General features: G+C 34.6%; 29 protein-coding genes. 21 read left to right on the plus strand and 8 right to left on the minus strand.

Going from position 1 to position 25,357, the window contains the following annotated elements; all coding sequences use genetic code 11:
* The first annotated feature begins 81 nt into the window (after positions 1 to 81).
* Entirely contained in the window at positions 82 to 387 is a 306-nt protein-coding gene (locus RTP99_RS03415) for a hypothetical protein (RefSeq protein ID WP_000539578.1), read from the plus strand.
* A gap of 296 nt (positions 388 to 683) precedes the next feature.
* Positions 684 to 1,052: a DUF3979 family protein gene (locus RTP99_RS03420; RefSeq protein ID WP_000965086.1), complete on the plus strand. Its 369-nt coding sequence runs from the start codon at positions 684 to 686 to the stop codon at positions 1,050 to 1,052.
* A gap of 38 nt (positions 1,053 to 1,090) precedes the next feature.
* Here RTP99_RS03420 and RTP99_RS03425 read toward each other — a convergent pair whose 3' ends face one another.
* A complete protein-coding gene (locus tag RTP99_RS03425) occupies positions 1,091 to 2,131 on the minus strand; it encodes a YkvI family membrane protein (RefSeq protein WP_000370194.1) in 1,041 nt (346 codons plus the stop codon).
* A gap of 241 nt (positions 2,132 to 2,372) precedes the next feature.
* Here RTP99_RS03425 and RTP99_RS03430 point away from each other — a divergent pair, with 241 nt between their 5' ends.
* The 3 genes from RTP99_RS03430 to RTP99_RS03440 all read left to right on the plus strand — a co-directional run bounded on the left by RTP99_RS03430 (position 2,373) and on the right by RTP99_RS03440 (position 4,579).
* Positions 2,373 to 2,816 (plus strand): Dps family protein, encoded by a 444-nt coding sequence (locus RTP99_RS03430; RefSeq protein ID WP_000105198.1) that lies wholly within the window; start codon positions 2,373 to 2,375, stop codon positions 2,814 to 2,816.
* A gap of 155 nt (positions 2,817 to 2,971) precedes the next feature.
* Positions 2,972 to 3,427, plus strand: coding sequence for a DUF3939 domain-containing protein (locus RTP99_RS03435; RefSeq protein ID WP_000488187.1), 456 nt, complete (start codon positions 2,972 to 2,974; stop codon positions 3,425 to 3,427).
* 207 nt (positions 3,428 to 3,634) lie between these two features.
* Positions 3,635 to 4,579: an alpha/beta hydrolase gene (locus tag RTP99_RS03440; protein WP_000798305.1), complete on the plus strand. Its 945-nt coding sequence runs from the start codon at positions 3,635 to 3,637 to the stop codon at positions 4,577 to 4,579.
* A 45-nt stretch (positions 4,580 to 4,624) separates the two neighbouring features.
* On the opposite strand, the gene RTP99_RS03445 is transcribed toward RTP99_RS03440, so the two are convergent.
* A complete protein-coding gene (locus tag RTP99_RS03445) occupies positions 4,625 to 5,626 on the minus strand; it encodes an LLM class flavin-dependent oxidoreductase (protein WP_000594030.1) in 1,002 nt (333 codons plus the stop codon).
* Positions 5,627 to 5,731: 105 nt separating this feature from the next.
* On the minus strand, positions 5,732 to 5,923 hold the full coding sequence (locus tag RTP99_RS03450; RefSeq protein WP_000805517.1) for a DUF3896 domain-containing protein: 192 nt from the start codon (positions 5,921 to 5,923) through the stop codon (positions 5,732 to 5,734).
* 177 nt (positions 5,924 to 6,100) lie between these two features.
* On the opposite strand from RTP99_RS03450, the gene RTP99_RS03455 reads away from it, so the two are divergent.
* On the plus strand, positions 6,101 to 7,573 hold the full coding sequence (locus RTP99_RS03455; protein WP_001168132.1) for a flavin monoamine oxidase family protein: 1,473 nt from the start codon (positions 6,101 to 6,103) through the stop codon (positions 7,571 to 7,573).
* A 75-nt stretch (positions 7,574 to 7,648) separates the two neighbouring features.
* Entirely contained in the window at positions 7,649 to 8,233 is a 585-nt protein-coding gene (locus tag RTP99_RS03460) for a GNAT family N-acetyltransferase (protein WP_001068760.1), read from the plus strand.
* 24 nt (positions 8,234 to 8,257) lie between these two features.
* On the opposite strand, the gene RTP99_RS03465 is transcribed toward RTP99_RS03460, so the two are convergent.
* Positions 8,258 to 9,160, minus strand: coding sequence for an aldo/keto reductase (locus tag RTP99_RS03465; RefSeq protein WP_000442802.1), 903 nt, complete (start codon positions 9,158 to 9,160; stop codon positions 8,258 to 8,260).
* Between the two features lie 165 nt (positions 9,161 to 9,325).
* Between RTP99_RS03465 and RTP99_RS03470 the strand changes: the two genes are divergently transcribed.
* Positions 9,326 to 10,276, plus strand: a complete 951-nt coding sequence (locus RTP99_RS03470; RefSeq protein WP_000613443.1) for a CobW family GTP-binding protein — start codon at positions 9,326 to 9,328, stop codon at positions 10,274 to 10,276.
* A 96-nt stretch (positions 10,277 to 10,372) separates the two neighbouring features.
* On the opposite strand, the gene RTP99_RS03475 is transcribed toward RTP99_RS03470, so the two are convergent.
* Complete coding sequence (locus tag RTP99_RS03475; RefSeq protein ID WP_000172424.1) at positions 10,373 to 10,843, minus strand: GNAT family N-acetyltransferase; 471 nt, start codon at positions 10,841 to 10,843, stop codon at positions 10,373 to 10,375.
* Between the two features lie 135 nt (positions 10,844 to 10,978).
* Complete coding sequence (locus RTP99_RS03480) at positions 10,979 to 11,929, minus strand: metal ABC transporter substrate-binding protein (RefSeq protein ID WP_001126183.1); 951 nt, start codon at positions 11,927 to 11,929, stop codon at positions 10,979 to 10,981.
* 267 nt (positions 11,930 to 12,196) lie between these two features.
* Between RTP99_RS03480 and RTP99_RS03485 the strand changes: the two genes are divergently transcribed.
* Entirely contained in the window at positions 12,197 to 12,346 is a 150-nt protein-coding gene (locus RTP99_RS03485; protein ID WP_000540926.1) for a hypothetical protein, read from the plus strand.
* A gap of 115 nt (positions 12,347 to 12,461) precedes the next feature.
* Positions 12,462 to 13,121 (plus strand): oxidoreductase, encoded by a 660-nt coding sequence (locus RTP99_RS03490; RefSeq protein WP_001042754.1) that lies wholly within the window; start codon positions 12,462 to 12,464, stop codon positions 13,119 to 13,121.
* A 29-nt stretch (positions 13,122 to 13,150) separates the two neighbouring features.
* On the opposite strand, the gene namA is transcribed toward RTP99_RS03490, so the two are convergent.
* Positions 13,151 to 14,188: an NADPH dehydrogenase NamA gene (gene namA, locus RTP99_RS03495; RefSeq protein ID WP_001107020.1), complete on the minus strand. Its 1,038-nt coding sequence runs from the start codon at positions 14,186 to 14,188 to the stop codon at positions 13,151 to 13,153.
* A gap of 133 nt (positions 14,189 to 14,321) precedes the next feature.
* Here namA and RTP99_RS03500 point away from each other — a divergent pair, with 133 nt between their 5' ends.
* The 6 genes from RTP99_RS03500 to RTP99_RS03525 all read left to right on the plus strand — a co-directional run bounded on the left by RTP99_RS03500 (position 14,322) and on the right by RTP99_RS03525 (position 19,343).
* Positions 14,322 to 14,774, plus strand: a complete 453-nt coding sequence (locus tag RTP99_RS03500) for a methylated-DNA--[protein]-cysteine S-methyltransferase (protein WP_000283887.1) — start codon at positions 14,322 to 14,324, stop codon at positions 14,772 to 14,774.
* A gap of 25 nt (positions 14,775 to 14,799) precedes the next feature.
* On the plus strand, positions 14,800 to 15,789 hold the full coding sequence (locus RTP99_RS03505) for a DUF2628 domain-containing protein (protein WP_041184661.1): 990 nt from the start codon (positions 14,800 to 14,802) through the stop codon (positions 15,787 to 15,789).
* A gap of 234 nt (positions 15,790 to 16,023) precedes the next feature.
* The gene (locus tag RTP99_RS03510; protein ID WP_000823005.1) at positions 16,024 to 17,685 is read left to right on the plus strand and encodes a peptide ABC transporter substrate-binding protein; all 1,662 of its coding nucleotides are present in this window, start codon (positions 16,024 to 16,026) and stop codon (positions 17,683 to 17,685) included.
* 58 nt (positions 17,686 to 17,743) lie between these two features.
* A complete protein-coding gene (gene fosB / locus RTP99_RS03515; protein ID WP_000931692.1) occupies positions 17,744 to 18,160 on the plus strand; it encodes a FosBx1 family fosfomycin resistance bacillithiol transferase in 417 nt (138 codons plus the stop codon).
* Positions 18,161 to 18,173: 13 nt separating this feature from the next.
* Positions 18,174 to 18,719, plus strand: coding sequence for a short-chain dehydrogenase (locus RTP99_RS03520; RefSeq protein ID WP_000543148.1), 546 nt, complete (start codon positions 18,174 to 18,176; stop codon positions 18,717 to 18,719).
* A 12-nt stretch (positions 18,720 to 18,731) separates the two neighbouring features.
* Positions 18,732 to 19,343, plus strand: a complete 612-nt coding sequence (locus RTP99_RS03525) for a phosphoserine phosphatase 1 (RefSeq protein WP_000859178.1) — start codon at positions 18,732 to 18,734, stop codon at positions 19,341 to 19,343.
* A gap of 44 nt (positions 19,344 to 19,387) precedes the next feature.
* Here the strand turns inward: RTP99_RS03525 and exsB are convergent, their stop codons facing one another.
* Positions 19,388 to 19,930: an exosporium protein ExsB gene (gene exsB, locus RTP99_RS03530; RefSeq protein WP_000817473.1), complete on the minus strand. Its 543-nt coding sequence runs from the start codon at positions 19,928 to 19,930 to the stop codon at positions 19,388 to 19,390.
* A gap of 181 nt (positions 19,931 to 20,111) precedes the next feature.
* Here exsB and cotH point away from each other — a divergent pair, with 181 nt between their 5' ends.
* From cotH to RTP99_RS03555, 5 genes are all read left to right on the plus strand, one after another.
* Complete coding sequence (gene cotH, locus RTP99_RS03535; protein WP_000937980.1) at positions 20,112 to 21,188, plus strand: spore coat protein CotH; 1,077 nt, start codon at positions 20,112 to 20,114, stop codon at positions 21,186 to 21,188.
* A 105-nt stretch (positions 21,189 to 21,293) separates the two neighbouring features.
* A complete protein-coding gene (locus RTP99_RS03540) occupies positions 21,294 to 21,911 on the plus strand; it encodes an NUDIX hydrolase N-terminal domain-containing protein (protein ID WP_000216928.1) in 618 nt (205 codons plus the stop codon).
* Between the two features lie 104 nt (positions 21,912 to 22,015).
* Positions 22,016 to 22,618 carry an undecaprenyl phosphate transporter UptA gene (uptA, locus tag RTP99_RS03545; protein ID WP_000881210.1) on the plus strand — a complete coding sequence of 201 codons (603 nt, stop codon included), beginning with the start codon at positions 22,016 to 22,018 and terminating at the stop codon, positions 22,616 to 22,618.
* A gap of 97 nt (positions 22,619 to 22,715) precedes the next feature.
* Complete coding sequence (locus RTP99_RS03550; RefSeq protein ID WP_011040245.1) at positions 22,716 to 24,095, plus strand: putative polysaccharide biosynthesis protein; 1,380 nt, start codon at positions 22,716 to 22,718, stop codon at positions 24,093 to 24,095.
* A gap of 184 nt (positions 24,096 to 24,279) precedes the next feature.
* On the plus strand, positions 24,280 to 25,221 hold the full coding sequence (locus RTP99_RS03555) for a magnesium transporter CorA family protein (protein WP_000932390.1): 942 nt from the start codon (positions 24,280 to 24,282) through the stop codon (positions 25,219 to 25,221).
* The last annotated feature ends 136 nt before the right edge of the window (positions 25,222 to 25,357 follow it).

Below are 25,357 nucleotides of genomic sequence, written 5' to 3' on the forward strand. Positions count from 1 at the left end.
TATTTGTCGAAAAATAGAGGTATTTGTTAACTTTATGTATAATTATAATCATATAGAATGCAAATAAAGGAGATTATTAATATGGGAGTGTACTGGGGGACCAAAAGACATTCTTGGCTTAGTTATGTCTCATTTTGGTTAAGTATTTCGTTTTTCATGGTTTTTCTCATTGAAGTGTTTATTTTAAAAACACTTTCAAATAGTTCGGTGCAAATTGTTAAATACTTTTATTTTATATTTGTACCAGTAAACATCTTTCTTAGTTTAAAGTTACTCTTTAAGAAGAATGAAAAGAAAGCATTACCTATTTTTAGTTTCATTGTATCCTTATTATTTACAATTTTAATACTAGTATTAGCATTAGCAGCTACGGGGAAATTCTTTTAAGGAGAGTGTTATAAGTCACTCTTCTTTTTTGTTGTTGCAAGGAAATAATAAGTGGAGGATGGACAAAGAAAGCATTTCCTTAAGTTTGATATGATTTGAAAGCTTTAGAAGGGTATTAAGAAATGAATTAAGATACAATCCACAAAGTAATACAGAGAATCAGGTGTTTTATATGCAGTTATGAAGCAAATGAATACGGTAAAAACGGCGATATATGGTACAATACATATGGATAGTGATAGAGATAAAGGGTATATAAAATACTCATCGTTTTTTAGTAAGAGAGGGGTTATCTTATGCTATACGAGGATTTGATGACATTGTTTCAAGCAGCTCCGAAAGAAGAAGGTAGAGGCGGCTGGAAATATATAATCCAGGAACGAAATGATAAATATGAAATTGTTAATGAAATGTTGAAAAATCAAATGAGTGTTGAATTGTATTTTAATGAATATGATGAGGTGAAAATCACTTTATATAAAGATGGAATGCCTATTTCGACGATGCAAAGAATTGCGATTTCAAAAGTTGAATTAGACGAAGAAGAAGAAGGGATTCAATTCGTTTTAGAACGTATGCCTAGTCGGATGATTCGGTTGCAATTAAAGCCGTATTTAGCACTCGAAATGGGGCCGTACTGGGAAGTATGTGATGATTGTGAATGAACATATAAAAAAAGCATCCAATAACATGGATGCTTCTTTTATGTTTTTTGAAGTTGTTTAAAAGCAATAATCGGAAGTAAAATGATGCTGACCCACCCGATTATAGGATATAGAATGTGGAGTAATTCACTGTAACCAACGTAACTAAAGCAATAACTTATTAGTAAAATGAAGAAAATAATATTATTATTTTTCCAGCCAGTGATGGATTGCATTTGTTTTGTCATTCCGAACACATTGCCAACTAAAGTTGTGAATACTTCACCGAAAATGATAAGAACAAAGAAAAAGTGAAAAGTGGCATTGAATTTTCTTATGACTTCAGCCATTGGAATGTTATATTGATAAAATTGGTCGACTGATAAGATAGCTAAATGGCTACATAATAATATTAAAGAAAGTCCTGCCCCACCTAAAATACCGCCCCATAAAATGGCCTTTCGATCTTTTACTTCACTGGCTAACGGGACGAGGACGCTTTGGGCGAGAGAAAGATTTAAGGCGACATATGTAATAGGACTAGTTATCCACTTCATATTCCAGCTTTCTGCAGGAATAGTATTACTAATAGGAGTTGTACCGTGAAAAAACGTTGTAATAGCAAGTCCGATAATGAAAATCATCATAATAGGTACGACAAGTGTATTAACTTCAAAAACCCCTTGTAATCCGCGACTACCTATAATGAGACAGGCGATTACTGTAATGAAAATACCGAGTTGTCTTGGTAAACGAAGTTGCTCTTCAAATACCGCTCCAGCGCCTGATAACATAACGCTCGTTACACCAAATAATACGAGTAATAATAGTGTATTTACAACATTTCCAAATACATCCCCAAATAAGTATTTGTTAAATTCTTGCGCTGAAAATGCACCGATTTGTGAGGAGAGTAACATCATCTTTGTGCCAAGCCAAATAAAAAAAAATCCACTTACACATATACCAATAGTTCCATAAAATCCGTTCACTGTAAAAAATTCAACAATTTCTCGTCCAGTAGCAAATCCAGCTCCAACGACTGTTCCAATATAAGTAGCAGCGACTTTCTTTGCTACTTGCCATTGTTGATTGTCCATGTTATCCCTCTTTCTACTACGATGAGCTTGATTTACTATTATGCATATGTATGAGCTTGGACAATTAGACGTATGAACTGTTAGAAAACATACATGAATGAAAAGATATTAGGGAAGTATTAAAGGTGTTAAAACTTTGTTACATATGAGCCAATCGTTCGAAAGGATAGGAAAAGTATGGTAATATGTAACTAGGTTCTTAAAAGACAAACATTATGAAATGATAAGAGGAGTGGATTGTATGAGTACGAAAACAAATGTTGTTGAAGTATTAAACAAGCAGGTAGCAAACTGGAATGTGTTATATGTGAAACTACATAATTATCATTGGTATGTGACAGGACCACACTTCTTTACATTACATGAGAAATTTGAAGAGTTTTACAATGAAGCTGGAACGTATATTGATGAATTAGCAGAACGTATTTTAGCATTGGAAGGTAAGCCGTTAGCGACAATGAAAGAATATTTGGCAACATCTAGTGTGAATGAAGGGACAAGCAAGGAATCTGCAGAAGAAATGGTGCAAACATTAGTGAATGATTACTCTGCATTGATTCAAGAATTAAAAGAAGGCATGGAAGTTGCTGGTGAAGCTGGCGATGAAACATCAGCGGACATGTTGTTAGCAATTCATACAACATTAGAACAACATGTATGGATGCTAAGTGCGTTCTTAAAATAAAGTGAAACTTTAATCAGTGGGGGGCTTACTGCCCATTAAAGTGGGATAAATATAAGAATATAAAGAAAAAAGTCATTGAAAAATTCTTTCAATGACTTTTTTGTGATTTTTCAGTTTTCTTTTATGCTATAATATAGTAAAAAGGAGGCGATGCGATGTTTCGCTTTTTCAAAACTGGAAAAGAAGAGCGTGAAATTACGAAAGATGAATTGGAACAAGCGATGGCCAAGTTTTTAGAAAAGAATGCTAATATCGTTTATACAGTATTAGTAAATGATGATTATACAGTGAATTATGATTTGTTAAAGCCGTATTTACCTGCATTTCCAACAAACCATTTTCTTATTACGAAGGAAACGCTTGAGGTATTTGAACATACAGAAGAAAACTTAAACTTAGTGAAAGAAATTGATATCGTACAAAAGGCAGTAGATCAGTATGTAACAGAAAAAGAAATGTTTCCAATTGTAGAAGGTAGTGAAGATCGCCTCATATGCGGAATGAAACTAGGACCTTACTTAGATCGTATATTAAAAAGAGACTTATATATTTCAGAAAAACATTATTTAGTTTCAAGTAAACCAGATAGAAAAAAACAAAAGAGTGGGTAGATGTATTGAGAACAACAATAAATATATTGTTGTCTTTTTTTGTTTATAAAAATATTGATTTTTCAGTTTATTCAACTTTATACTAAACTTATTGGACGAAGAGGAGTAATGATTAAGTACCATTAGCGTGAGTTATATATAGTGATTACAAAATAGTAAAAAGGCTTGAGAAATACATATTATAAAAGAATATGGGGGAATGCGTGTATGAAAAATAGCATGACTTACATTCAATTATTAAATGAAACGTTACATTGCTATGCAAGTAAAGGAAGTTTGGAAGCATACACTTATATAATGGAGCATGCGAAAGGTATAGTAGGGAATGAGGCTCAAATATATAATTTTAAATATGCATTAGCGAGTGCAGCAGGACTTGAAGAAGAAGCGATGCATGTAATGAAGGAAGCTATTATAGAAAAGGGTTTTTGGTATGGAAATGAGTATTTAATTTCGGACGACGATTTAAAACCACTACATAAATTTGAAGAGTTTCATCAAATGGTTCAATTATGTAAAGAAAGAGAAGAGTTAGCAAAGAAAACAGAACGAGCAGATGTGAAATATATAGACAGTAAGAAAAAAGAAAAACTATTTATTGCAATGCATGGTGATCAAGAAAATATAGCAATAGTAGAACCATATTGGAAATCTGTTTTGGATCAAGATTATACGTTAGCTTTACCACAGTCTTCGCAAATTCAGTTTTCAGATGGGTTTGTTTGGGATGATATACAGAGAGGGAAAGAAGAATTAAAAGAGCATTACGTTAAGTTTATAGAAAATCATAGGGGAGAAAGTGTAATAATTGGTGGTTTTTCTGCTGGTGCCAGAGTAGCTTTGTATACAATTTTACATAAAGATATAGATGTAGATGGTTTTATTTTTATGGCGCCGTGGCTTCCAGAGATTGATGAATGGAATGAGTTGTTGGAAGTGCTACAAGATAAAAATATAAAGGGATATGTAGTGTGCGGGGATCAAGATGAAGATTGTTTCGAATGTACGCAGCAATTTGTACAAGTATTAAAAGATAAGAATATAGAACATGAGTTTAAAGTTGTACCTAATTTAAAACATGATTATCCTGAGGATTTTGATGAACTATTAAAAGAAGCTATTAAATATATAGAAGACAAAAGTAATAAGTAGTAAGAAAGGGAGATGCATCATAATGGATGTATCTCCCTTTTATCCTTATAAATGAAAAGCATTCGCTAGTAAGCGATAAGAATTTAATTTATCTTCAAATCGATGAGTAATTGTGACAATCATAAATTCATCAGTATTGTACGCTTTGCTTAAGTTTACGATTTGTTCTTTCACAGAAGAGGGATCACCGACGATCATACGTTGACGATTCTCTTTTATACGGAATAAATCATAGGCGCTGTATGAATAATTTTGTGCAGTTTCAATAGAAGGTGTACCAGTTGTACGCTTTCCTTGTTCTAGTAATAAGATTGATAAATCTAAACTAGAAGCAATTTTTTCCGCCTCTTCAGTTGTTTCACCGCAAATAACAAAAATAGCGACGATTGATTTTGGTTTATCTCCTAAATAGGAAGGGTGGAATTGTTTTTGATAGGCCTCCATTACCTCGGGTCCACCGTATCCGTTTATGAACTGTGCGAATGCAAAAGAAGCACCTTGTTGTGCGGCAATCTTTGCACTCTCTCCGCTAGAGCCAAGCAACCACATGTCAGGAGATGTGGGAATTACAGGAGTAGCCTTTAAATTTGCATAATGATGGTTTTCTGGTACTTGATCATGTAAGTACATTGCAACATCTGCAATTTGCTCTGGATATTGATCAAGTGAGACCATTTTTCCTTCTTGAAGCGCGCGAGTTGCAATGGGCATACCGCCAGGTGCTCTGCCGACACCAAGGTCAATACGATTTGGATAAAGCGCTTCTAAAACACGGAAATTCTCAGCAACTTTATACGGACTATAGTGTGGCAACATGACACCACCCGAACCGACTCTCATCCGCTCCGTTTTCGCTGCAATATGAGAAATAAGTATTTCTGGACTTGAGCCAGCAAGGCTTACAGAATTGTGATGTTCTGATACCCAAAAGCGTGTATATCCGAGTTTGTCAACTTCTTGCGCAAGCGTAACTGTATGTGAAAAAGCTTGTGCTGCCGTACTACCATCTGAAATAGGGGATTGGTCTAATACACTTAATTTGATCATAGAATATACCTCTCAATCTTAATGTACATCCTATTATATATTTACTTACGAAAAATGCGTAATGAAATGCTCAAAATAAAAAGTGGATAAATTACATATCCACTTTTAACGTGAAAATCCTCGTTCATAATGATTCATTTCGACTACATTTAGAATATATTCGTAGTTATCAATCTCAAGTTTTAGTTGTTCACGTTCTTTTTTAGATAGATGCATATTACTAAGTTTGTTGCATAGCTGTTGTTTCTTTTCTTCTAAATACTTCTTTGTAGCATTGTAGTCGTAAGTTGGTTTCATTTTCAACCACTCCTTATTTGCTGTTGCTATATTATACGAAGCGTGAAGAGATGTGAGAGCGATCTCTTATGTATTTTTAGTGAATATTCAACTTGCTCTGTTGTTATGTTTATGGAAATTTATGAATAAAATGCACTAAACGACTAATGCCCATTTGATGAAGTAAGGGGTGGAATTGTGCAGAAAGATATAATGTATAACACGGAGATGGATGAAACGTTAAAAATTATAGATAAAGGATTAAAGAAGACGACGAGCCCGAAGCAAATTATTGTAGTAGGGGCCGGCATGGCTGGATTAATTTCGGCATCTTTATTAAAAGCTGCGGGACATGAAGTGAAGATTTTTGAGGCAAACAACCGGGTAGGAGGCCGCATAGAGACAGTTAGAATGGAAGATACCGGTTTATATTTGGATGTAGGGGCAATGAGAATTCCGTATTCTCATACATTAACGATGGCATATATAAGAAAATTTGGGCTACAGGTAAGCCCTTTTATTAATAGGAATGAGACTGATATTATTTACGTAAATGGCCGGAAAACGACATTAAAACAATATGAAAAAGATCCAAGTATATTAAAGTATCCTGTAGAAATGAATGAAGTGGGGAAAACGTCTGAGGAGCTATTATTGTTAGCGGTACAGCCTATTATAAATTTTATTAAAAAGAACCCAGAGAAAAATTGGGATGTTGTAGTAAAGGATTTTGGGAGATACTCTACAGGACAATTTTTAAAATATCACCCTTATCAATATAATACTTACTTTTCACCAGTAACAATTGAGATGATTGGCGTTTTGTTGGATTTAGAAGGGTTTTTAGAAAGGTCATTCGTTGAGACATTACGTTTTTTATACATTATGCAAGAGGAGAGCGGATTTTGTGAAATAATAGGCGGGAATGATAGATTGCCAAAATCTTTTTTACCACAATTAGAGGAAGATATTATATATAATCAAAAATTAATGAAGCTACATCAGCATGATAATGGTGTGACAGCTTTCTATCGAAACGAAGAAACGTTTGAATATAGTAGTATTACAGGGGACTTAGTTATTGTGACCATTCCATTTTCAACAATGCGGTTTGTAGAAGTAGATCCATTTGATTCTATATCGCATGAGAAATGGAAAGCAATTCGTGAATTGCATTATATGCCTGCGACAAAAATAGGAATTCAATTTAAAAGTCGATTTTGGGAAGAACAAGGACAATTAGGTGGCAGAATTATAACGGATTTGCCAATTCGTTACGCCTATTATCCAAGCTATGGAATTGGAGGAAAGGGACCAGCAATGATGCTAGGAAGCTATACGTGGTCATATGATGCGTTGTTATGGGATGGATTATCAAAGGGAGATCGTATTTATTACACATTACAAAACTTAGCAACGATATTAGGTGGTCAAGTATATGATGAATTCTTATCTGGTATATCAAAAAGTTGGACGTTGGATCCATATGCACTTGGAGGGTTTGCTCTATTTCAGGCAGGTCAAGAATCAGAGTTGCAACCAGCGATTGTCAAACCAGAGGGAAGAATATTCTTTGCTGGAGACCATACAACGTTATATCACGGATGGATACAAGGGGCAATTGAATCTGGCGTTCGTGTTGCGGTAGATGTAAATGAATTAAATGTATAAAATTCAGAAATTTCTTTACTGTATAGTTTGAGATGGATATTATTATATATAAAAGAATTATAGGGAGTGTTGAAAGTGAATCCGTTATTATTCGATTTTCCTTCTGAATTTTATACTGAAAGGCTATTGATTCGAATGCCGAAACCGGGTGATGGTAAAGCTGTATACGATGCCATTCAAGCTTCTATGAAAGAATTAAAACCATGGATGGTTTTTGCACAAAAAGAGCAAACAGAGGAAGAAGTAGAAGTGAGCATTAGAAAGTCACATATTCAATTTTTACAGCGTGAGGATTTAAGGTTACTAGTATTTTCGAAAGAAACAGGCGAGTTTATCGCATCTAGCGGATTGCATCGTATTAATTGGGATATACCACAATTTGAAATCGGGTATTGGATTGATTCGAGGTTTAGTGGAAAGGGTTATATGGTCGAGGCTGCAAAGGGGATAAAAGATTATGCTTTTTCTGAACTGAAAGCAAACCGCGTAGAAATTCGTTGTGATGCTTTAAATAAGAAGAGTAGAGCGATCCCTGAAAAATTGGGCTTTAAATTAGAAGGTACGTTAGAAAGTGCGAGTGTTGCAGTAGATGGAAATGGATTAAGGGATATGTGTGTATTTGCGATGACTAGAAATACATATGAAAAAGAAGAGCTGTAGAGAAACGGCTCTTCTTTTTGTGCATTATGGTACAGGATGTCCGTTAGAGCTTTCGAAAATTGTAAACCATTGTTGACGGTCTAAGTTAACTTTTGTAGCAAGAGCGGCTGTTTTAACACGATCTAATTTACCTGAGCCGATGATTGGCAACATTTTAGCTGGATGTGCAAGTAACCAAGCATACATAACCGTATCGATACTAGAAACACCTAGCTCAGTAGCGACTTTTTGCACAGTTTCACGTACACGTACAGCACGTTCTGATTGACCAGTAAAGATTTCTCCGCCAGCAAGAGGTGACCAAATCATTGGATTGATTCGTTTTTCCTGACATAAATCAAGTGTTCCTTTTTCAAAATGCTCAAGTTGCAGAGCTGATACTTCAATTTGGTTCGTAATAAGCGGGAAATCTAAGTATGAACTTAACATATTGAATTGGGAAGGTAAAAAGTTAGATACACCAAAATGACGAACTTTTCCTTCTTGTCTTAAGCGAGAGAACGCTTCTGCCACCTCATTTGGATCCATGAAAGGATCAGGACGATGGATAAGTAATACGTCAATATAATCTGTATGTAAATTTTTAAGTGAAGCTTCTGCGCTTTGAATAATATGTTCTGCACTAGTGTTGTAGTGAGCAACATAACGCTCTGGAAATTTCGGTGATGGGGGAGCGATTCCAGATTTTGTGATGATTTGCATGTTTTCGCGTAAGGAAGGCTTTAGTTGTAATGCCTCTCCGAACAGTCCTTCACACGTATAACCGCCATAAATATCAGCGTGATCAAAAGTAGTAATTCCCATATCCATACAATCTTCAATGAAAGAAAGTAACTCTTGTTTCGTCATATTCCATTCTGCTAAACGCCAAAACCCTTGAATAATACGAGAAAATTCTAGCGTTTCGGCCATTTGAACTCGTTCCATTATAAGTACCCCCTTGATGAATGATTATTATTTTGAAAAGGCTTTCTTACTACATATTATTATATAGTTTGAGGGGCGTACAAACAATAAATATGTTTTGCTATAAAAACGATTTTTTCTATGTGCTATAATGTAGAAACATATAGCTATAAGGAGATGTAAGGCATGATTCCAGTAACAATATTAACTGGTTTTCTTGGATCAGGGAAAACGACATTATTAAATCGTATTTTATCAGAGAATCACGGTCAGAAATTAGCGGTGATCGTAAATGAAATCGGGCAAATTGGTATTGATAATCAGTTGATTATGAATGTTGAAGAAGAAATTATGGAAATGACAAACGGCTGTTTGTGCTGTACTGTACGTGAGGATTTACTCGTTGCGTTAAAACAATTACTGGACGTAAAAGCAGAAGGGAAAATGGACTTTGATGGATTAGTAATTGAAACGACTGGTCTTGCAAATCCAGGTCCTATTATTCAAACATTCTTTTTAGATCCTGTTATTCAATCTGCATACCAAATTAACGGTGTTGTAACAGTAGTAGACAGTTATCATATATATAAACATTTTGAAAAAGGGCTAGAAGCAAAAGAACAAATTGCATTTGCTGATGTTGTATTAGTGAATAAGTTAGATTTAATTGAAGAGAGTGAAAAAGAAAATCTCTTACATGAACTTCAAGGAATAAACCCGACTGCAAAGTTAATTCAGTCGACTAATTGTGATGTGGATATTCCATCGTTACTACAAATTCAAACGTTTAAAACGAAAGATACGTTACAAATTTATCCTCATACAGAGCATAATCATTTAGAAGGTGTAAAATCGTTTGTACTACGCGAAGAGCGTCCGTTAGATTTACAAAAACTAAATGAGTGGATGTCAGCTGTCGTTCAAGAACTAGGAGAATATTTATATCGCTACAAAGGAATTTTATCGATTGATGGAGTGGATAAACGTATCGTTTTCCAAGGCGTACATACGTTATTTGCTGCTTCGTATGATAGAGAGTGGCAAGAGGGCGAAGATCGAGTAAGTGAAGTTGTTTTCATCGGAAAAGATATTAATAAAGAATGGTTCCAAGCACATTTTGAGGAGTGTGTGAAATAAGTCTGCGCATATTGCAGGCTTATTTTTGGATTAACTAAGCACTTTGTAGAAAAATGCTAGATTGCAAAAAATGAAGGATAATAAAAAAGCCTGTTTTCACAGGCTTGTATGTTCATCTAAAAGTAACTCCATTACAACACCTACAACAGGGCCTTCATCATCAATATCGCCATTTAAACGGAATCCAAATGATTCATATAATCCCATTGCAAGTTTGTTATCTGGATGTAAACTTAAATAAATTGTTTTACATTCAAATTTATTTTGTAAGAATTGAATGAGCAAGCGAAGGAAACGTTTTGCGTATCCTTTTCCTTGATATTGTTGGTCAATCATAAAGCGATCTAACCATACGCTTTTACGTTTTTCACAATACCATCCATACATTGCATATCCTACAAGTGTTTCTCCATCATATAAACCTACTGACGTTCCGTTTCCCTCATATAATGATTCTGCTAAAGAAAACGCATTGCTTTCAATAAATTGCTGCTGGTCTTTTGCGACGTTTAAAGCAGCTACCGAACGCCAATTTTTTTCTGTTACTTCACAAATGTGAAGAGTCATAATTCCAACTCACCTTCTAAATTGATATAGCTTGAAAGCTAATATGGATAATTTTACTTGTTATTTTGGTCAAGTCAAGCAGAAACACATAAAAAAGAAGCTGAATGTCGTATTCAGCTTCTTATCAAAAGTTGGTTAGTTAGTAGCTTCTTTCAATGTGTTTACGTTTTCTTCCATTAAAGTGAAGTAATCTTTATTATTTTTCGCATCGTCTTCAGAAATAGTAGCTAAGTGATTTAAGCGTAAAATCTTTGTACCTGTTTCTTTTTGAATAACGGATGCTACTTTTGGAGTAGAAAATGTTTCAAATAAAATATATTTTAGATTATGTTCTTTTACTGTTTTTGTAATGTCAGCAAGTTGTTTTTGAGATGGTTCATCAGAAGCTGAAATACCGGCGATAGCAATTTGTTTCAGGCCATAGCGTTGTTCCCAGTATCCATAAGCCGCATGAGAAACTAAAATATCTTTCGTTTTTGCATTCGCAACTGCTGCTTTAAACTGATCATCTAAATCAGTAAATTTTGTTTGAAGTGCTGCGAAGTTTTTTTCGAACTCTTGTTTATGGTCAGGTTGTAATGCTACAAGTGCATTTTTAATTTTTTCTGCCTGTTTCATTGCTAGAGTAGGGTCTAACCAAATGTGTGGGTCTTTATCGTGATGATGTTCATCCTCTTTATGGCCGTCTCCGTGATCATGATGCTCTTCTTCAGTAGAAGTACGCAGTTCAATACCTTTTGATGCATTTACAATTTTAACGTTTTCTTTTTGTAATGTTTTTTCCATTTTTTCAGCAAATGGTTCTAATTCAGCGCCGTTATAAACGAATAAATCGGCTTTTGCAACTTGTACTGTTTGTTTCTGACTTGGTTCAAATGTATGAGAATCTGCACCAGGTGGGTAAATTGCTTCAACAGTTACATAGTCACCACCAATTTTTTTTGCAAAATCTGCAAGAGGAAAAATAGTTGTATAAACAGTTAGCTTTCCGTCTTTCTTGGCATTACCTTCTTTTGTATTTGAGCAGCCAGTAAAAATTAAAGTGAAAATAAGTAAGAATGAAAGTATAGTCAATCTTTTAGGCATGAAGTTCTCCTCTTTTCTTTTTTTACGGATATATTTTCCCCAATTATAGAAGAAAAATATCATTTTAATACAAAACGGAATAATTACGTTTTAGTTTGCGAACTTAGTATAATACATCTTTTATAAAGTTGCAATAAATAATAATCATTCCGATTTGATTTTGTTATAAAGTTGTCAAATATAGATGTGTTATTTTTGCGAATACATGCATATGTGACAACGTAGTGTTCATATATATGAAAGGAGGGTGTAGAGGGGGATGAGTATTTGGGTTACTTAATGGAAGCTATTTTATTGATATTAGCGGTAGTACTACCATTAGCCGTAGTCTTAATTTTTTTAAGAAGATTAATAAGTAATTTAGGAGATGCATCAACCGTAACAAAATTACGAGAGAAAGATGAGAAAAAAGATTGAGTAAAGCACTATGCGTACGCATAGTGCTTTACTTGTGGTAAAATGAGAGAAGGAAACTCCTAAAAGTTGTATGTTACTAAAGGAGAGAAAAGTAAAATAAGAGGTATATGCATATATGAATAAGCGAACAGCGTTAGTACTTGGTGCAAGTGGTTTAGTTGGGCAAGAGATAACGCGTCTATTACTTGAATCAGATTACTACGATTCGGTTACTATTTTTGTAAGAGAACCAATGCAATGGCAACATGAAAAGTTACAGCAAAAGCAAGTAGATTATTTGGCATTAGAGGAATATAAAGAGTTCTTTGCTGTAGATGACGTATTTAGTTGTCTAGGAACAACAATCAAAAAAGCAAAAACGAAAGCTAATTTCAAAAAGGTAGATTATGAATATACGTTACGAGCGGCTTGTTTAGCTGAAAAACAAGGTGTGCAAAATTTCCTTGTTGTGTCCTCAATGGGAGCGAATCCTAAATCGTTTTTCTTTTATTCACAAGTGAAAGGAAGAATGGAAGAGGAATTGCAAAAGTTAGTAATCGGTGGTATTCACATTTTTAGGCCATCTTTATTAGTAGGAAATCGACAAGAATTTCGCTTTGGTGAACGAATGGCGGAAAAATTATCTCGTATGATTCCTTTTATATTTAAAGGAGCCTTCAAAAAGTATAAACCAATTTCAGCTAAAGATGTGGCAAAAGGGATGTATATAACTGCATTGCGAGAAGAATCAGGTATCCACATTTATAATTCGAATGAAATTACAACGATAGAATAAATAAAACCGAGAAGAAAAGCTTCTCGGTTTTATTTATTTGTACTGATTTTCCCAGGCGCTCGCTCGTATTGATACGGTTCTTCTAACTCAAAGCCAAGTTCATTGGCGGCTATTCGTGGGAAGTAAGGATTGCGAAGTAACTCACGTCCGATAAAAATTAAATCTGCTTCGTTATTATTTAAAATTTGCTCTGCTTGTGCCCCAGTCGTAATCAATCCAACTGCACCAGTTGCAATGTTAGCATGTTCTTTAATATGTTTAGCATATTGTACTTGATACCCAGGATAAACATCGATGCGTGCAGGTACAACAGCCCCAGAGCTACAATCGATTAAATCTACTCCTTGTTCTTTCATCCATTTCGTATACTGAACATAATCTTGAACTGTTAACCCGTCAGGATGATAATCATTTGCTGAAATACGAACAAATAACGGTCCGTTCCAAACTTCATTTATGGAGTCAATGATTTCGCGTAAGAAACGATAGCGGTTTTCAGGTGAACCACCATATTCATCAGTCCGCTTATTGGTAAGTGGAGAAAGAAATTCATTAATAAGATAACCGTGAGCACCGTGTATTTCAATAACGTCAAATCCAGCTTGTTTGGATCGTACTGCAGCTTGCTGAAAAGCTAATACAGTATCTTTAATTTGGTGTTTGCTCATCTCTATTGGCATTTTCATTGTTTCATTAAATGGAATGGCTGAAGGAGCTAACGCATCTGTTTCTAATTCTGCTTTTCTTCCAGCGTGAGCGAGTTGGATGGCAGCTTTTGCACCATTATCGTGTATAAAAGTTGTCGTTTTATGTAAGCCTTCAATTAAACTGTCATCCCAAATGCCTAAGTCTTTATTTGAAATTCGACCTTCAGGTAACACGGCTGTTGCTTCAATCATAACTAAACCAACTTGACCGGCAGCTCTTGTTCCATAATGAATGAGATGGAAATTTGTTACTTGGCCATCCCCGTTTTCCGATGAATACATGCACATAGGTGACATAACAATCCGGTTTTTTAATGTAACATCCTTAATTGTATAAGGTGAAAAAAGTTTGTAATTCATCCAATAGCCTCCTAGATTGAATTTTCTTACATTGTATCATTCTCATTTTTGTTTCTCGAATAAAACGCTTATACGAAAAATTTTGTCTATTCGTGTTACAATAATGAATATGAATTGAATTGGAGGATGACATATGTACCAAGCTTATTATGAAAGTGAATTAGGCTTGCTAGAAATTACAGCGAACGATAAAGGAATTACGTCTGTTATATTTGTTGATGAGAGACAAGAAGAACATATAAATGAAATGATAGATCAATGTATAAATGAGCTAGATGAATATTTTAAGGGGAATAGAAAAGAGTTCACAGTCCCGTTGTCTGCTGAGGGAACAGCATTTCAAAAAAAAGTATGGGATGCGCTCTATACGATTCCTTATGGCGTAAGTGCTTCATATTTAGATATTGCAGAGAAAGTCGGAAATACGAAAGCTGTACGAGCCATAGGAGGAGCAAATAGTCGCAATCCGATTTCAATAATCGTTCCGTGTCATCGTGTAATAGGAAAGAGCGGGAAACTTGTTGGGTATGCGGGCGGTTTATGGAGGAAAGAGTGGTTATTAAAACACGAAGGTATTTTGAAATGACGTATGGATGGGAAGAGGGATTGTTTTGAAATGTATAAATTGTGGGCAACTTTGCGAGGGAAATCAGTTAAATTGTGAAAGTTGCCAGCGGACTTTGCATACTGAACAGAGTGAAGGAAGTTCGCTAATAGACAAGGAATTAGAAGTATATGTAGGGAGACAATATCCGTATTACAAAAGGAAATGGGAGCTTGAGGAAAAGCGGATTGCTAGGTGGAGCTGGAATGGTTGGGCAGCTATTTTCAATGTAGGTTGGCTCGGATATCGTAAGTATTATTTACCTGCAGCTTTATTTGTATCGTTATTATTAGCGTGTGATGCGTTTTCTTATTATATGGGCTTCAACGTAGCATTGCCGATCATTAATATGGTGCCTCTTACGTTTCTATTACTCGTTTTTATTTTATTTGGAATGGCGATTTTTGCGAATGGATTATATTATCAATTTGCAGAAAGGCGTATATATCGAATAAAAGCACGAGAAATTCAAGATGAATCGGTTGAAAAGTACCTCATTCGTGATAGTGGTGGAACGAGTAAAATGGGAGCAACAATTGTTACGATTTTAGCGGTTGCTAGTATTTTTATCAGCCATTTCTTTTTCCCGACTGATCGAGATATTATTCAAAAAGTTCGTACAAGCTCGCTATATGAATATCCATTCTTTTCAATTGGTGAATCGTTTGAAAATTATTTTAGAAATCCGGGTTGGGCATATTATCGTGGCACTGAAGGATTAGAATTGGTAGAGTTCCAAGGGGATAGTCCGGATATGTCGAAGAAAAAGGTTACGATCCAATTTGTTGTTGATTATAAATTGGGTGAGATCGAGCCATACTCACTTATGATTAATGGCGAATCTAAAAATGAGGAAGAATTTTTAAAGATAATGGACGAAATATTTAAAGTTCAAAATCCATTTGACATAGAGGATGGATTACAAGTAAAAGAAATAGAAAAAGAAGTGGATAGTAGAGCTCTCTATCCGCTTCTTTTTTTGTATATACGAAAATAATATTTGAAATAATCTGAATCTTTTGTATAATAATATGTATTATACTGGCTTTCATTTATCCCGCTTTAATGGGCAGTAAGACCCCCACCTCAAAATTCAGTGAAAGTAAAGAAGTTAGGTGGGGGGGCAACTGCCCATAAAAGCCCGATTGGTTCAACTAATAATCAGTGGGGGATGAAGAACCCCCCACTGATTAAAGTTTCACTTTATACATATAGATTGGGGGAAGGAACAATGAAGAGAAAGGCAACAACGATTGCTGCAGTTGCATTATCGACTAGCGTATTAGTTGCAGGTTGCGGAAATGGGGAGAAGGCATCTACAACGAAGAAAGAAGCAGGTAAGGGGGTAGCAGATAAGCAAGTATTAAACTTACTAGAAACAGCAGAAATTCCTTCAATGGATACGTCAAAATCAACAGACTCTGTATCATTCCGTGCCTTTGTAAATGCAATGGAAGGATTATATCGCTTGGATAAGGATAATAAACCAACTCCAGGTATGGCAAAAGACGTGAAAATTAGTGAAGATAAAAAGACATATACATTTGAATTACGTGATGCGAAATGGTCAAATGGTGATCCAGTTCGAGCACAAGATTTTGTATATGCATGGCAACGTACATTAGATAAAGCAACGGCAGCTGAGTATGCATTTATTTTATTTGATGTGAAAAATGCACAGAAAGTAAATAAAGGAGAGTTACCGTTAGATCAATTAGGAGTGAAAGCGAAGGATGATAAAACGTTAGTAGTAGAATTAGAACAACCAGCACCATATTTCCTTGAGCTTACTTCATTCCCAACATTCTTCCCTTTAAATGAAAAATATGTGAAAGAACAAGGAGATAAATACGGATTAGAAGCAGATAAATTATTATATAATGGACCGTTTACGATGAGTGAATGGAAACATGAAAGAAGTTATCAGTTAAAGAAAAACCCTAATTATTGGGATAAAGATACTGTGAAGTTAGAAGAAATTAATGTGAATATTGTGAAGGAAACAAGCACAGGAGTAAATTTATATGATAGTGATCAAGCGGACCGTGTTATTTTAACTTCTGAATTTGTTGATAAATATAAAAAGAATAAGCCAGATGAATTTAAAACGAAGTTAGATCCACGTATGTATTTCTTACGATTTAACCAAAAAAATGCAACGTTTAAAAATCAAAAAGTTCGTGAAGCAATTGACCTAGCATATGATAAAAAAGGAATTGCAAATGTTATTTTAAATGACGGATCATTGCCAGCATATTTCTTAGTACCTGAAAAATTTACGACAGGACCAGATGGGAAAGATTTCCGTACTGTAAATAAAAATTTCCGTGACAGTAAAGATAATGCAGCAAAAGCGAAAAAGTTATGGGAAGAAGCAAAGAAAGAACTTGGCCAAGATACAATTACAGTCGAATTACTAAATGATGATAACGGTAGTCGTAAAAAAGTAGGAGACTTTATTAAAGAAGAGTTAGAGAAAAATTTACCTGGTATTAAAGTGAATTTAAAACAACAGCCATATAAACAGAAGTTAGATTTAGAAAAGAAATTTGAATATGAATTCTCTTTATCTGCATGGAGTCCAGACTATCCAGATCCAATGACTTATATTGATATGTTTGTTACTGGAAGCTCATTTAATGAAATGGATTATTCTAATCCGAAGTATGATGAGTTAGTAGCGAAGTCAAAAGGAGAACTATTAAAAGATGATAAAGCACGCTGGAATGCACTTGCAGAAGCGGAAAAAATCTTAATTGGTCAAGATGCTGCCATTTCTCCTACGTATCAACAAAGTACAGCATATTTAGAGAAACCGTACGTAAAAGGTATTGCGAATCATACGTTTGGTGGGGACTTCAGTTATAAGTGGGCATATATTACAAAAAAATAGTATAATAAAAGATGAGTGAATTTTCGCTCATCTTTTATTTGTATAGGAGGAATTATAGTTGTTAAACGGAATCAATCATCTTTGTTTTTCAGTATCTAATCTAGAAGATTCTATTGAATTTTACGAAAAAGTATTGGAAGGAGAATTATTAGTTAGAGGAAGAAAACTTGCATATTTTAATATATGTGGAGTATGGGTAGCACTTAATGAAGAAATACATATTCCGAGAAATGAGATTTATCAATCTTATACACATATTGCGTTTTCTGTTGAACAGAAAGACTTTGAAAGTCTACTGCAGCGATTAGAAGAAAATGATGTTCATATTTTAAAAGGAAGAGAACGTGATGTAAGGGATTGTGAATCTATCTATTTTGTTGACCCAGACGGGCATAAGTTTGAATTTCATTCAGGGACATTGCAAGACAGACTTAATTATTATAGGGAAGATAAACCTCATATGACATTTTACTAAGGAGGAAAAGAAGTTGCATGCGCTAGTAATTGGTGGAACAGGAATGCTAAAGAGGGTGTCTATGTGGCTTTGTGAGCAAGAGTTTCATGTTTCTATTATTGGAAGAGATGAAGTGAAATTAGAAAATGTTAAACGAGAGAGTGCTATACCAGAAAATATTACATGCCTTCCGTTAGATTATCATAATGATGACGATGTAAAGGTAGCTATTAAAAGCACAATTGAGCGGAATGGCCCAATAACATTAGTTGTCGCATGGATACACTCAAGTGCAAAAGATGCGTTATCACTTATTTGTAGAGAATTAGACTTGTCGTCTGAAACATACGAAGTTTTTCATATTTTAGGCAATAAAGCGTCGAGAATAGCCTCACAAAAAATAGGCGGTACGCGATGTAGCTATCATAGAATAATTTTAGGTTTTATATTAGAAGATACATACGCAAGATGGCTTACTCATGAAGAAATATCGGATGGGGTAATAAAAGGAATTGAAAGTAAATGTAATGAATGGATTGTAGGACGAGTAGAACCGTGGGAATTGCGGCCAACATGGTAAGGGGGAATTGAAGTGAAGACAACGGTATATGTAACAAGGCATGGTGAAACGGAATGGAATGTAGCGAAGCGAATGCAAGGACGGAAAAATTCTGCTTTAACTGAAAATGGTATACTGCAAGCTAAGCAATTAGGAGAGCGAATGAAAGATTTATCTATTCATGCGATCTATAGTAGTCCGAGTGAAAGAACCCTTCATACTGCAGAGTTAATAAAGGGAGAACGTGATATACCAATAATCGCGGATGAGCATTTCTATGAAATTAGCATGGGTATATGGGAAGGACAGACCATTGATGATATAGAAAGGCAATACCCAGACGACATACAGTTATTTTGGTATGAACCACATCTTTTTCAGTCAACATCAGGAGAAAATTTTGAGGCTGTTCATAAAAGGGTAATTGAGGGGATGCAGATTCTTTTAGAAAAGCATAAAGGAGAAAGTATATTAATTGTTTCTCATGCGGCAGCGGCAAAGCTACTTGTAGGACATTTTGCAGGTATTGAAATAGAAAATGTGTGGGATGATCCATTTATGCATAGTGCTAGTTTGAGTATTATAGAATTTGAAGAAGATAAAGGTGAAGTGAAGCAATTTGCAGATATAAGTCATTTTCAGTAAGCATACAAAAAAGGCCGTGAAAACGGCCTTTTTTGTATGAAAAACTAGCAATTGCGTTTTTTATACCAGAAGTGATCGAATTTCTTGTTTTTGCAAGATGGGAATTTATGTCCGCCACCTTTGCAATCGTTCCATTTCTTTCCATCGTTACACGAATCGTCGCAAGAGCCACCGTGTCCATTAGGGAAGAATTCGCATTTTTTACAGTAACATCGTTTTGTCCAGTAAAATTTCTTTTCAAAGCGTACACATTTTGTAACGAACGTACAATGCTTTCTGCGAGTGCGTTTTGTAACTAACACACATTCTTTTCTACGTGTTACTTTCGTAACGAACGTCCATTTTTGAATGCGAACACGCGTACATTTCGTAACAAATGTCCATTTTTTAACATGCGTACATTTTGTAACGAACGTACAATGTTTCACGCGAGTGCATTTTGTTGTAGGGCAGTTACAATCTTCGCTACAGTCTATTTTTGTAGTGCAATCATCATCGCAATCAAACGTACTTGGATCTTGATGTAAGAAATCTTCCATCCCCGCACTTTTGATTTCCTCAACAGCTTTTCTAATATCACGTTTCATAGAAATCCTCCTTATCATGTATTCAGGTGAAAAGGTATTCTTTTTCATTAACAGGATATGTATATAGGTATCTTTCTGAACAGGACAAGAGTGTAATTTTATATAAATGGTTGATAGCGGATGTATGGACAAGGCAAAGTGCATACATTGAATGAAGAGAACTGAGAAGGGATGTGAAAATATGCTACCTTCATATGATTTTTTTATTCATCCAATGAACCTAGTGGAATTGAAAAAAGACATTTGGTCAGACAGTCCAGTGCCAGCAAAATTAACTTATGGAAAAAAGAAGTATGACATTGATATCGTATACCGGGGTGCTCATATTCGTGAATTTGAGAAGAAATCTTATCATGTTATGTTTTACAAGCCGAAAAAATTTCAAGGTGCGAAAGAGTTTCATTTAAATTCTGAGTTTATGGATCCGTCTCTCATACGAAATAAATTATCTTTAGACTTTTTTCATGATATTGGTGTACTTTCACCGAAATCACAACATGTGTTTATAAAAATTAATGGTCAAATTCAAGGTGTATATTTACAGTTAGAATCAGTTGATGAAAACTTTTTGAAAAATAGAGGATTACCGAGTGGTTCTATTTATTATGCGATAGATGATGATGCAAATTTTTCTTTAATGAGTGAGAGAGATAAAGATGTTAAGACCGAGCTTTTTGCAGGTTATGAATTTAAATATTCGAATGAAAATAGTGAAGAACAGCTGAGTGAATTTGTATTTCAAGCGAACGCTTTGTCAAGGGAAGCTTATGAAAAAGAAATTGGAAAGTTTTTGCATGTAGACAAATATTTAAGGTGGTTAGCTGGCGTCATTTTTACGCAAAACTTTGATGGTTTTGTTCATAACTATGCACTATATCATAACGATGAAACGAACTTATTTGAAGTGATACCGTGGGATTATGATGCGACTTGGGGGCGAGATGTACAAGGGAGACCACTTAATCATGAGTATATTCGTATTCAAGGTTATAACACGTTAAGTGCAAGATTGTTAGATATACCTATATTTAGAAAACAATACCGAAGTATTTTAGAAGAAATATTAGCAGAACAATTTACCGTTTCATTTATGATGCCGAAAGTAGAAAGTTTGTGTGAATCGATTCGTCCTTATTTACTACAAGATCCATATATGAAAGAAAAATTAGAAACATTTGATCAAGAAGCTGATATGATTGAGGAATATATAAATAAAAGAAGAAAGTATATACAAGATCATTTACATGAATTGGATTAATTTTGAAAGAGATTGGAACATTATCAATCTCTTTTTTTGTATAATAAAGATGTATTGGTAGAATTGACGTAATATGTACTTAATAAAGAATGGGGATGTGGAAACATGACGGTAAAATGGATTGAGTGGGCAAAACAAATACAATCTATAGCTCAAGCGGGTTTAACGTATTCTAAGGATGTGTATGATATAGAACGTTTCCAACAATTACGGGATATTTCCATTTCGATGATGTCACATTACACTAAGACAGATTGGGAAGTTGTAGAGAAGTTATTTGCAAGCGAGACAGGCTATCAAACACCTAAAGTCGATATAAGAGCAGTCGTTTTTCAAAATGAAAAGTTATTATTTGTGAAAGAAAAAAGTGATGGGAAATGGGCATTGCCAGGTGGATGGGCTGATATCGGTTATACGCCGACAGAAGTAGCAGCAAAAGAGGTTTTCGAGGAGACAGGTTATGAGGTAGATCATTTTAAGTTACTCGCTATATTTGATAAAGAAAAACATCAACCATCGCCTTCAGCAACGCATGTATATAAAATTTTTATTGGCTGTAAAATTATTGGTGGTGAAAAGAAAACTAGTATTGAAACAGATGATGTGGAGTTTTTTGGTGAGGATGAATTGCCTAATTTATCGATTGCTAGAAATACAGAAGAGCAAATTAAACAAATGTTTGCCTACATAAAAGAACCGCAGAAAGAAATAGTAATAGATTAATAATGTTTATGCCGATAATAATGTTGGAATGAAGATATTGGCAGAATGCAACCTTTATGTAATAATGGGATGGTATGTGAAGAAAAAAGGAGATAGAAAATAAAATGTTAGCAAGCATAATAGATCAGTTATTGCAGTTCTTTGCAAGCTTAGGTTATTTTGGGGTAGCGCTCGGTTTAATGATTGAAATTATCCCAAGTGAAATTGTACTTTCATATGCCGGTTTTTTAGTGGCAGAGGAGAAAATTAGTTTTGTTGGTGCTGTTATTGCAGGAACGATCGGTGGTACGCTAGCACAGATTTTTTTATACTGGCTTGGATACTACGGAGGACGTCCAGTTGTAGAGAAATATGGGAAATATCTGCTTATTAATAAACACCATTTAGACATAGCAGAAAATTGGTTTAAGCGTTACGGAGCAGGCGTAATCTTTTCGGCACGTTTTATCCCAGTCGTACGTCATGCAATTTCTATTCCAGCAGGATTAGCTAAGATGCCATTAAAACTATTCACACTGTATACAGTAGTTGCGATTATTCCGTGGTCAATACTATTTATATATTTAGGTGAAAAGCTTGGTGGAAATTGGCGACATATTAAAGAATATGCATCTGATTACACACATTACATAATTATAGGAGCGATTCTCTTTATTGCTCTATACTTCGGTTTAAAGTATTTCAAAAAGAAAAAAGCAGCGCGTTAAAGTCAATGATTTTTCATTGGCTTTTTTTACTTGTTTCGGTTCTAAAAAAAAAGAGTTGTCCATAATGTGTAATAATAAAGTGTAGCGGGGGAATGTGATGAAAGGGTCACCGTTTATACGTGGAACGATATTTTTAACAATGGCAACGATGATATCTAAAATGTTAGGGTTTATATATGTTATACCATTTACAGCTATGGTCGGTACGAGTGGGTACGTTTTATACACGTATGCTTATCGTCCATATACAATTATGCTCAGCATTGCGACGATGGGACTACCACTTGCAGTTTCAAAGATGGTATCAAAATATGATCAACTAAATGATTATCATACGGTTAAGAGAGTGCTGAAAAGTGGAATTGTTTTTATGTTTATAATGGGAATTATTTCGTGTTTTACGTTGTATATGCTAGCTCCGCATTTGGCTAAACTTGTAATCGATGGAAATGATCAAACGGGGAATAGTATAGCGGCGGTCACTACTAATATTCAAATTGTAAGTTTTGCGTTAATACTTGTACCAGTCATGAGTTTATTAAGGGGCTTTTTTCAAGGGTTCCAATCGATGGGGCCTTCTGCTCTAAGTGTAGTTGTAGAGCAATTTTTTCGGGTATTAACCATCTTGATAGGAAGCTTTGTCGTTATATATATTTTAAAAGCTTCTATCTCACTAGCTGTTGGTATTTCAACATTCGGTGCTTTTATGGGAGCGATAGGTGGACTAACTGTTTTAAGTGCGTATTACATAAGGAGGAGAAAGCACTTAAAGAAAAAAGAAATGGCAAGTATACCACAAACAACGAAATCTTTTTTCTCACTCTATAAGGAGCTCTTTACATATTCAATACCATTTGTTGTGGTTGGTTTAGCAATTCCGTTGTATCAGACGATTGACACATTTACAATTAATAAATTGCTTATACAAATGGGATATATGCAAGGAGAAGCAGAGAAGATTAATGCAATAATTGGACTTGTTCAGATGGTTGTACTTATCCCAGTTTCCGTTGCGACTGCTTTTAGTATGTCACTCGTACCTGAGATGACAAAAGCTTATACAGCAGGAAATGTGAAGTTGCTGTACAAACATTTTACGAGGACGAATCTATTAGTAGTAGGTATTACGGTACCAGCGGCGATTGGAATGATGATGTTAGCAAAACCGGTATATACTCTTTTATTCGGCGCCGGAAATGATCCAGAGATGGGAAGTATTATTTTACAGTATTACGCTCCTGCCTGTATACTATTTTCGCTTTTTACAGTAACAGCTGCGATGCTCCAAGGAATCAATCAGCAACAGAAAACGGTGCTAGGGTTAGTGATTGGCATTATTGTAAAGATAGTTTTAAATATTGTATTGCTTCCGTATTTCGATTATGTAAGTTTTATTATTTCAACATACGCTGGTTACACGATTTCAGTTGGCTTTAACTTGTGGATGCTTTCTAAATATGTTATAAAGGCAACATAAGCTTTTTAAGGCAGAGAGCGCTCTGTCTTTTTCTTTGTTTAAAATATTTTTCTTGTAAAAACGTTTTCAAAATAATTTTTCTATTGAAATTTAAACGTATGTTTCATATGCTGAGAATGGCGGTTCAAAAACTGTTATGTAAGAGAGGTAGATTCCTACATGTAAAAAGAATCGGGGTGATAGTATGTTAAATATTTATTTAACAGACCGAAACGGAAAACTACAAGAGATTGAGGAAATGCAAAAGGGTTGCTGGATTAATGTACTTCATCCAACGGAAGAAGAAATTCAATATCTAGTACAAACTTTAAATGTAGACTTAGATTTCATTAAAGACCCTTTAGATGATGAAGAACGTTCTCGTATTGAAAAGGAAGACAGTAATACTTTAATAATCGTGGATATTCCAACAGTTAGACATGATGAAGAAGGAAATTCGATTTATGACACGATTCCAATAGGTATGATTGTTATGCCAGATTGTTTTGTGACAATTTGTTTAGAGGAAAACCCAATATTTGAACGTTTTATTAATCAACGTATTAAAGAATTTTATACGTTTAAAAAGACACGATTTGCACTTCAGCTCTTATATACGATTTCTACTTATTATTTAAGATACTTAAAGCAAATTAACAGAAAAACAATTGATTTAGAGCATCAATTAAATCAGTCGATGAAAAATAAAGAGATTTTCACATTGCTAGGTCTTGAAAAAAGTTTAGTTTACTTTACCACATCATTAAAGGCGAATAAAATCGTAATTCAAAAGTTAATGCGTAACAGTACATTTTTAAAAATGTATGAAGACGATCAAGATTTATTAGAAGATGTATTAATTGAAAATAAACAGGCTATTGAAATGGCGGAAATATATAGTCACATTTTAAGTGGAATGATGAATACTTTTAGTTCCGTTATATCAAATAACTTAAATAGTGTTATGAAACTGTTAACGTCTATTACAATCATTTTATCGTTACCAACGATGGTTTCTAGTTTCTTTGGAATGAACGTAAAAGTTCCGTTTGAAGGGGAAGCGCACGGTTTTGTAATTGTACTTATAATATGTGTAACACTATCTTTCACATTAGCATTTGTTTTTTGGAAGAAACGTTACTTTTAACGATAAGAAAGCTGCTCTAGCATAGTTATATAACTGCGCTAGAGCAGCTTTTTTGCTATGAAATCGAAAGTTTTGAATAGAATATAGCTTATGAAATGTAATGTATATGATAGAGGGGAATTTCGTATAAGTCTTG

The sequence above is a fragment of the Bacillus sp. (in: firmicutes) genome (assembly GCF_031983925.1).
GTDB classification, from domain to species: Bacteria; Bacillota; Bacilli; order Bacillales; family Bacillaceae_G; genus Bacillus_A; species Bacillus_A pacificus.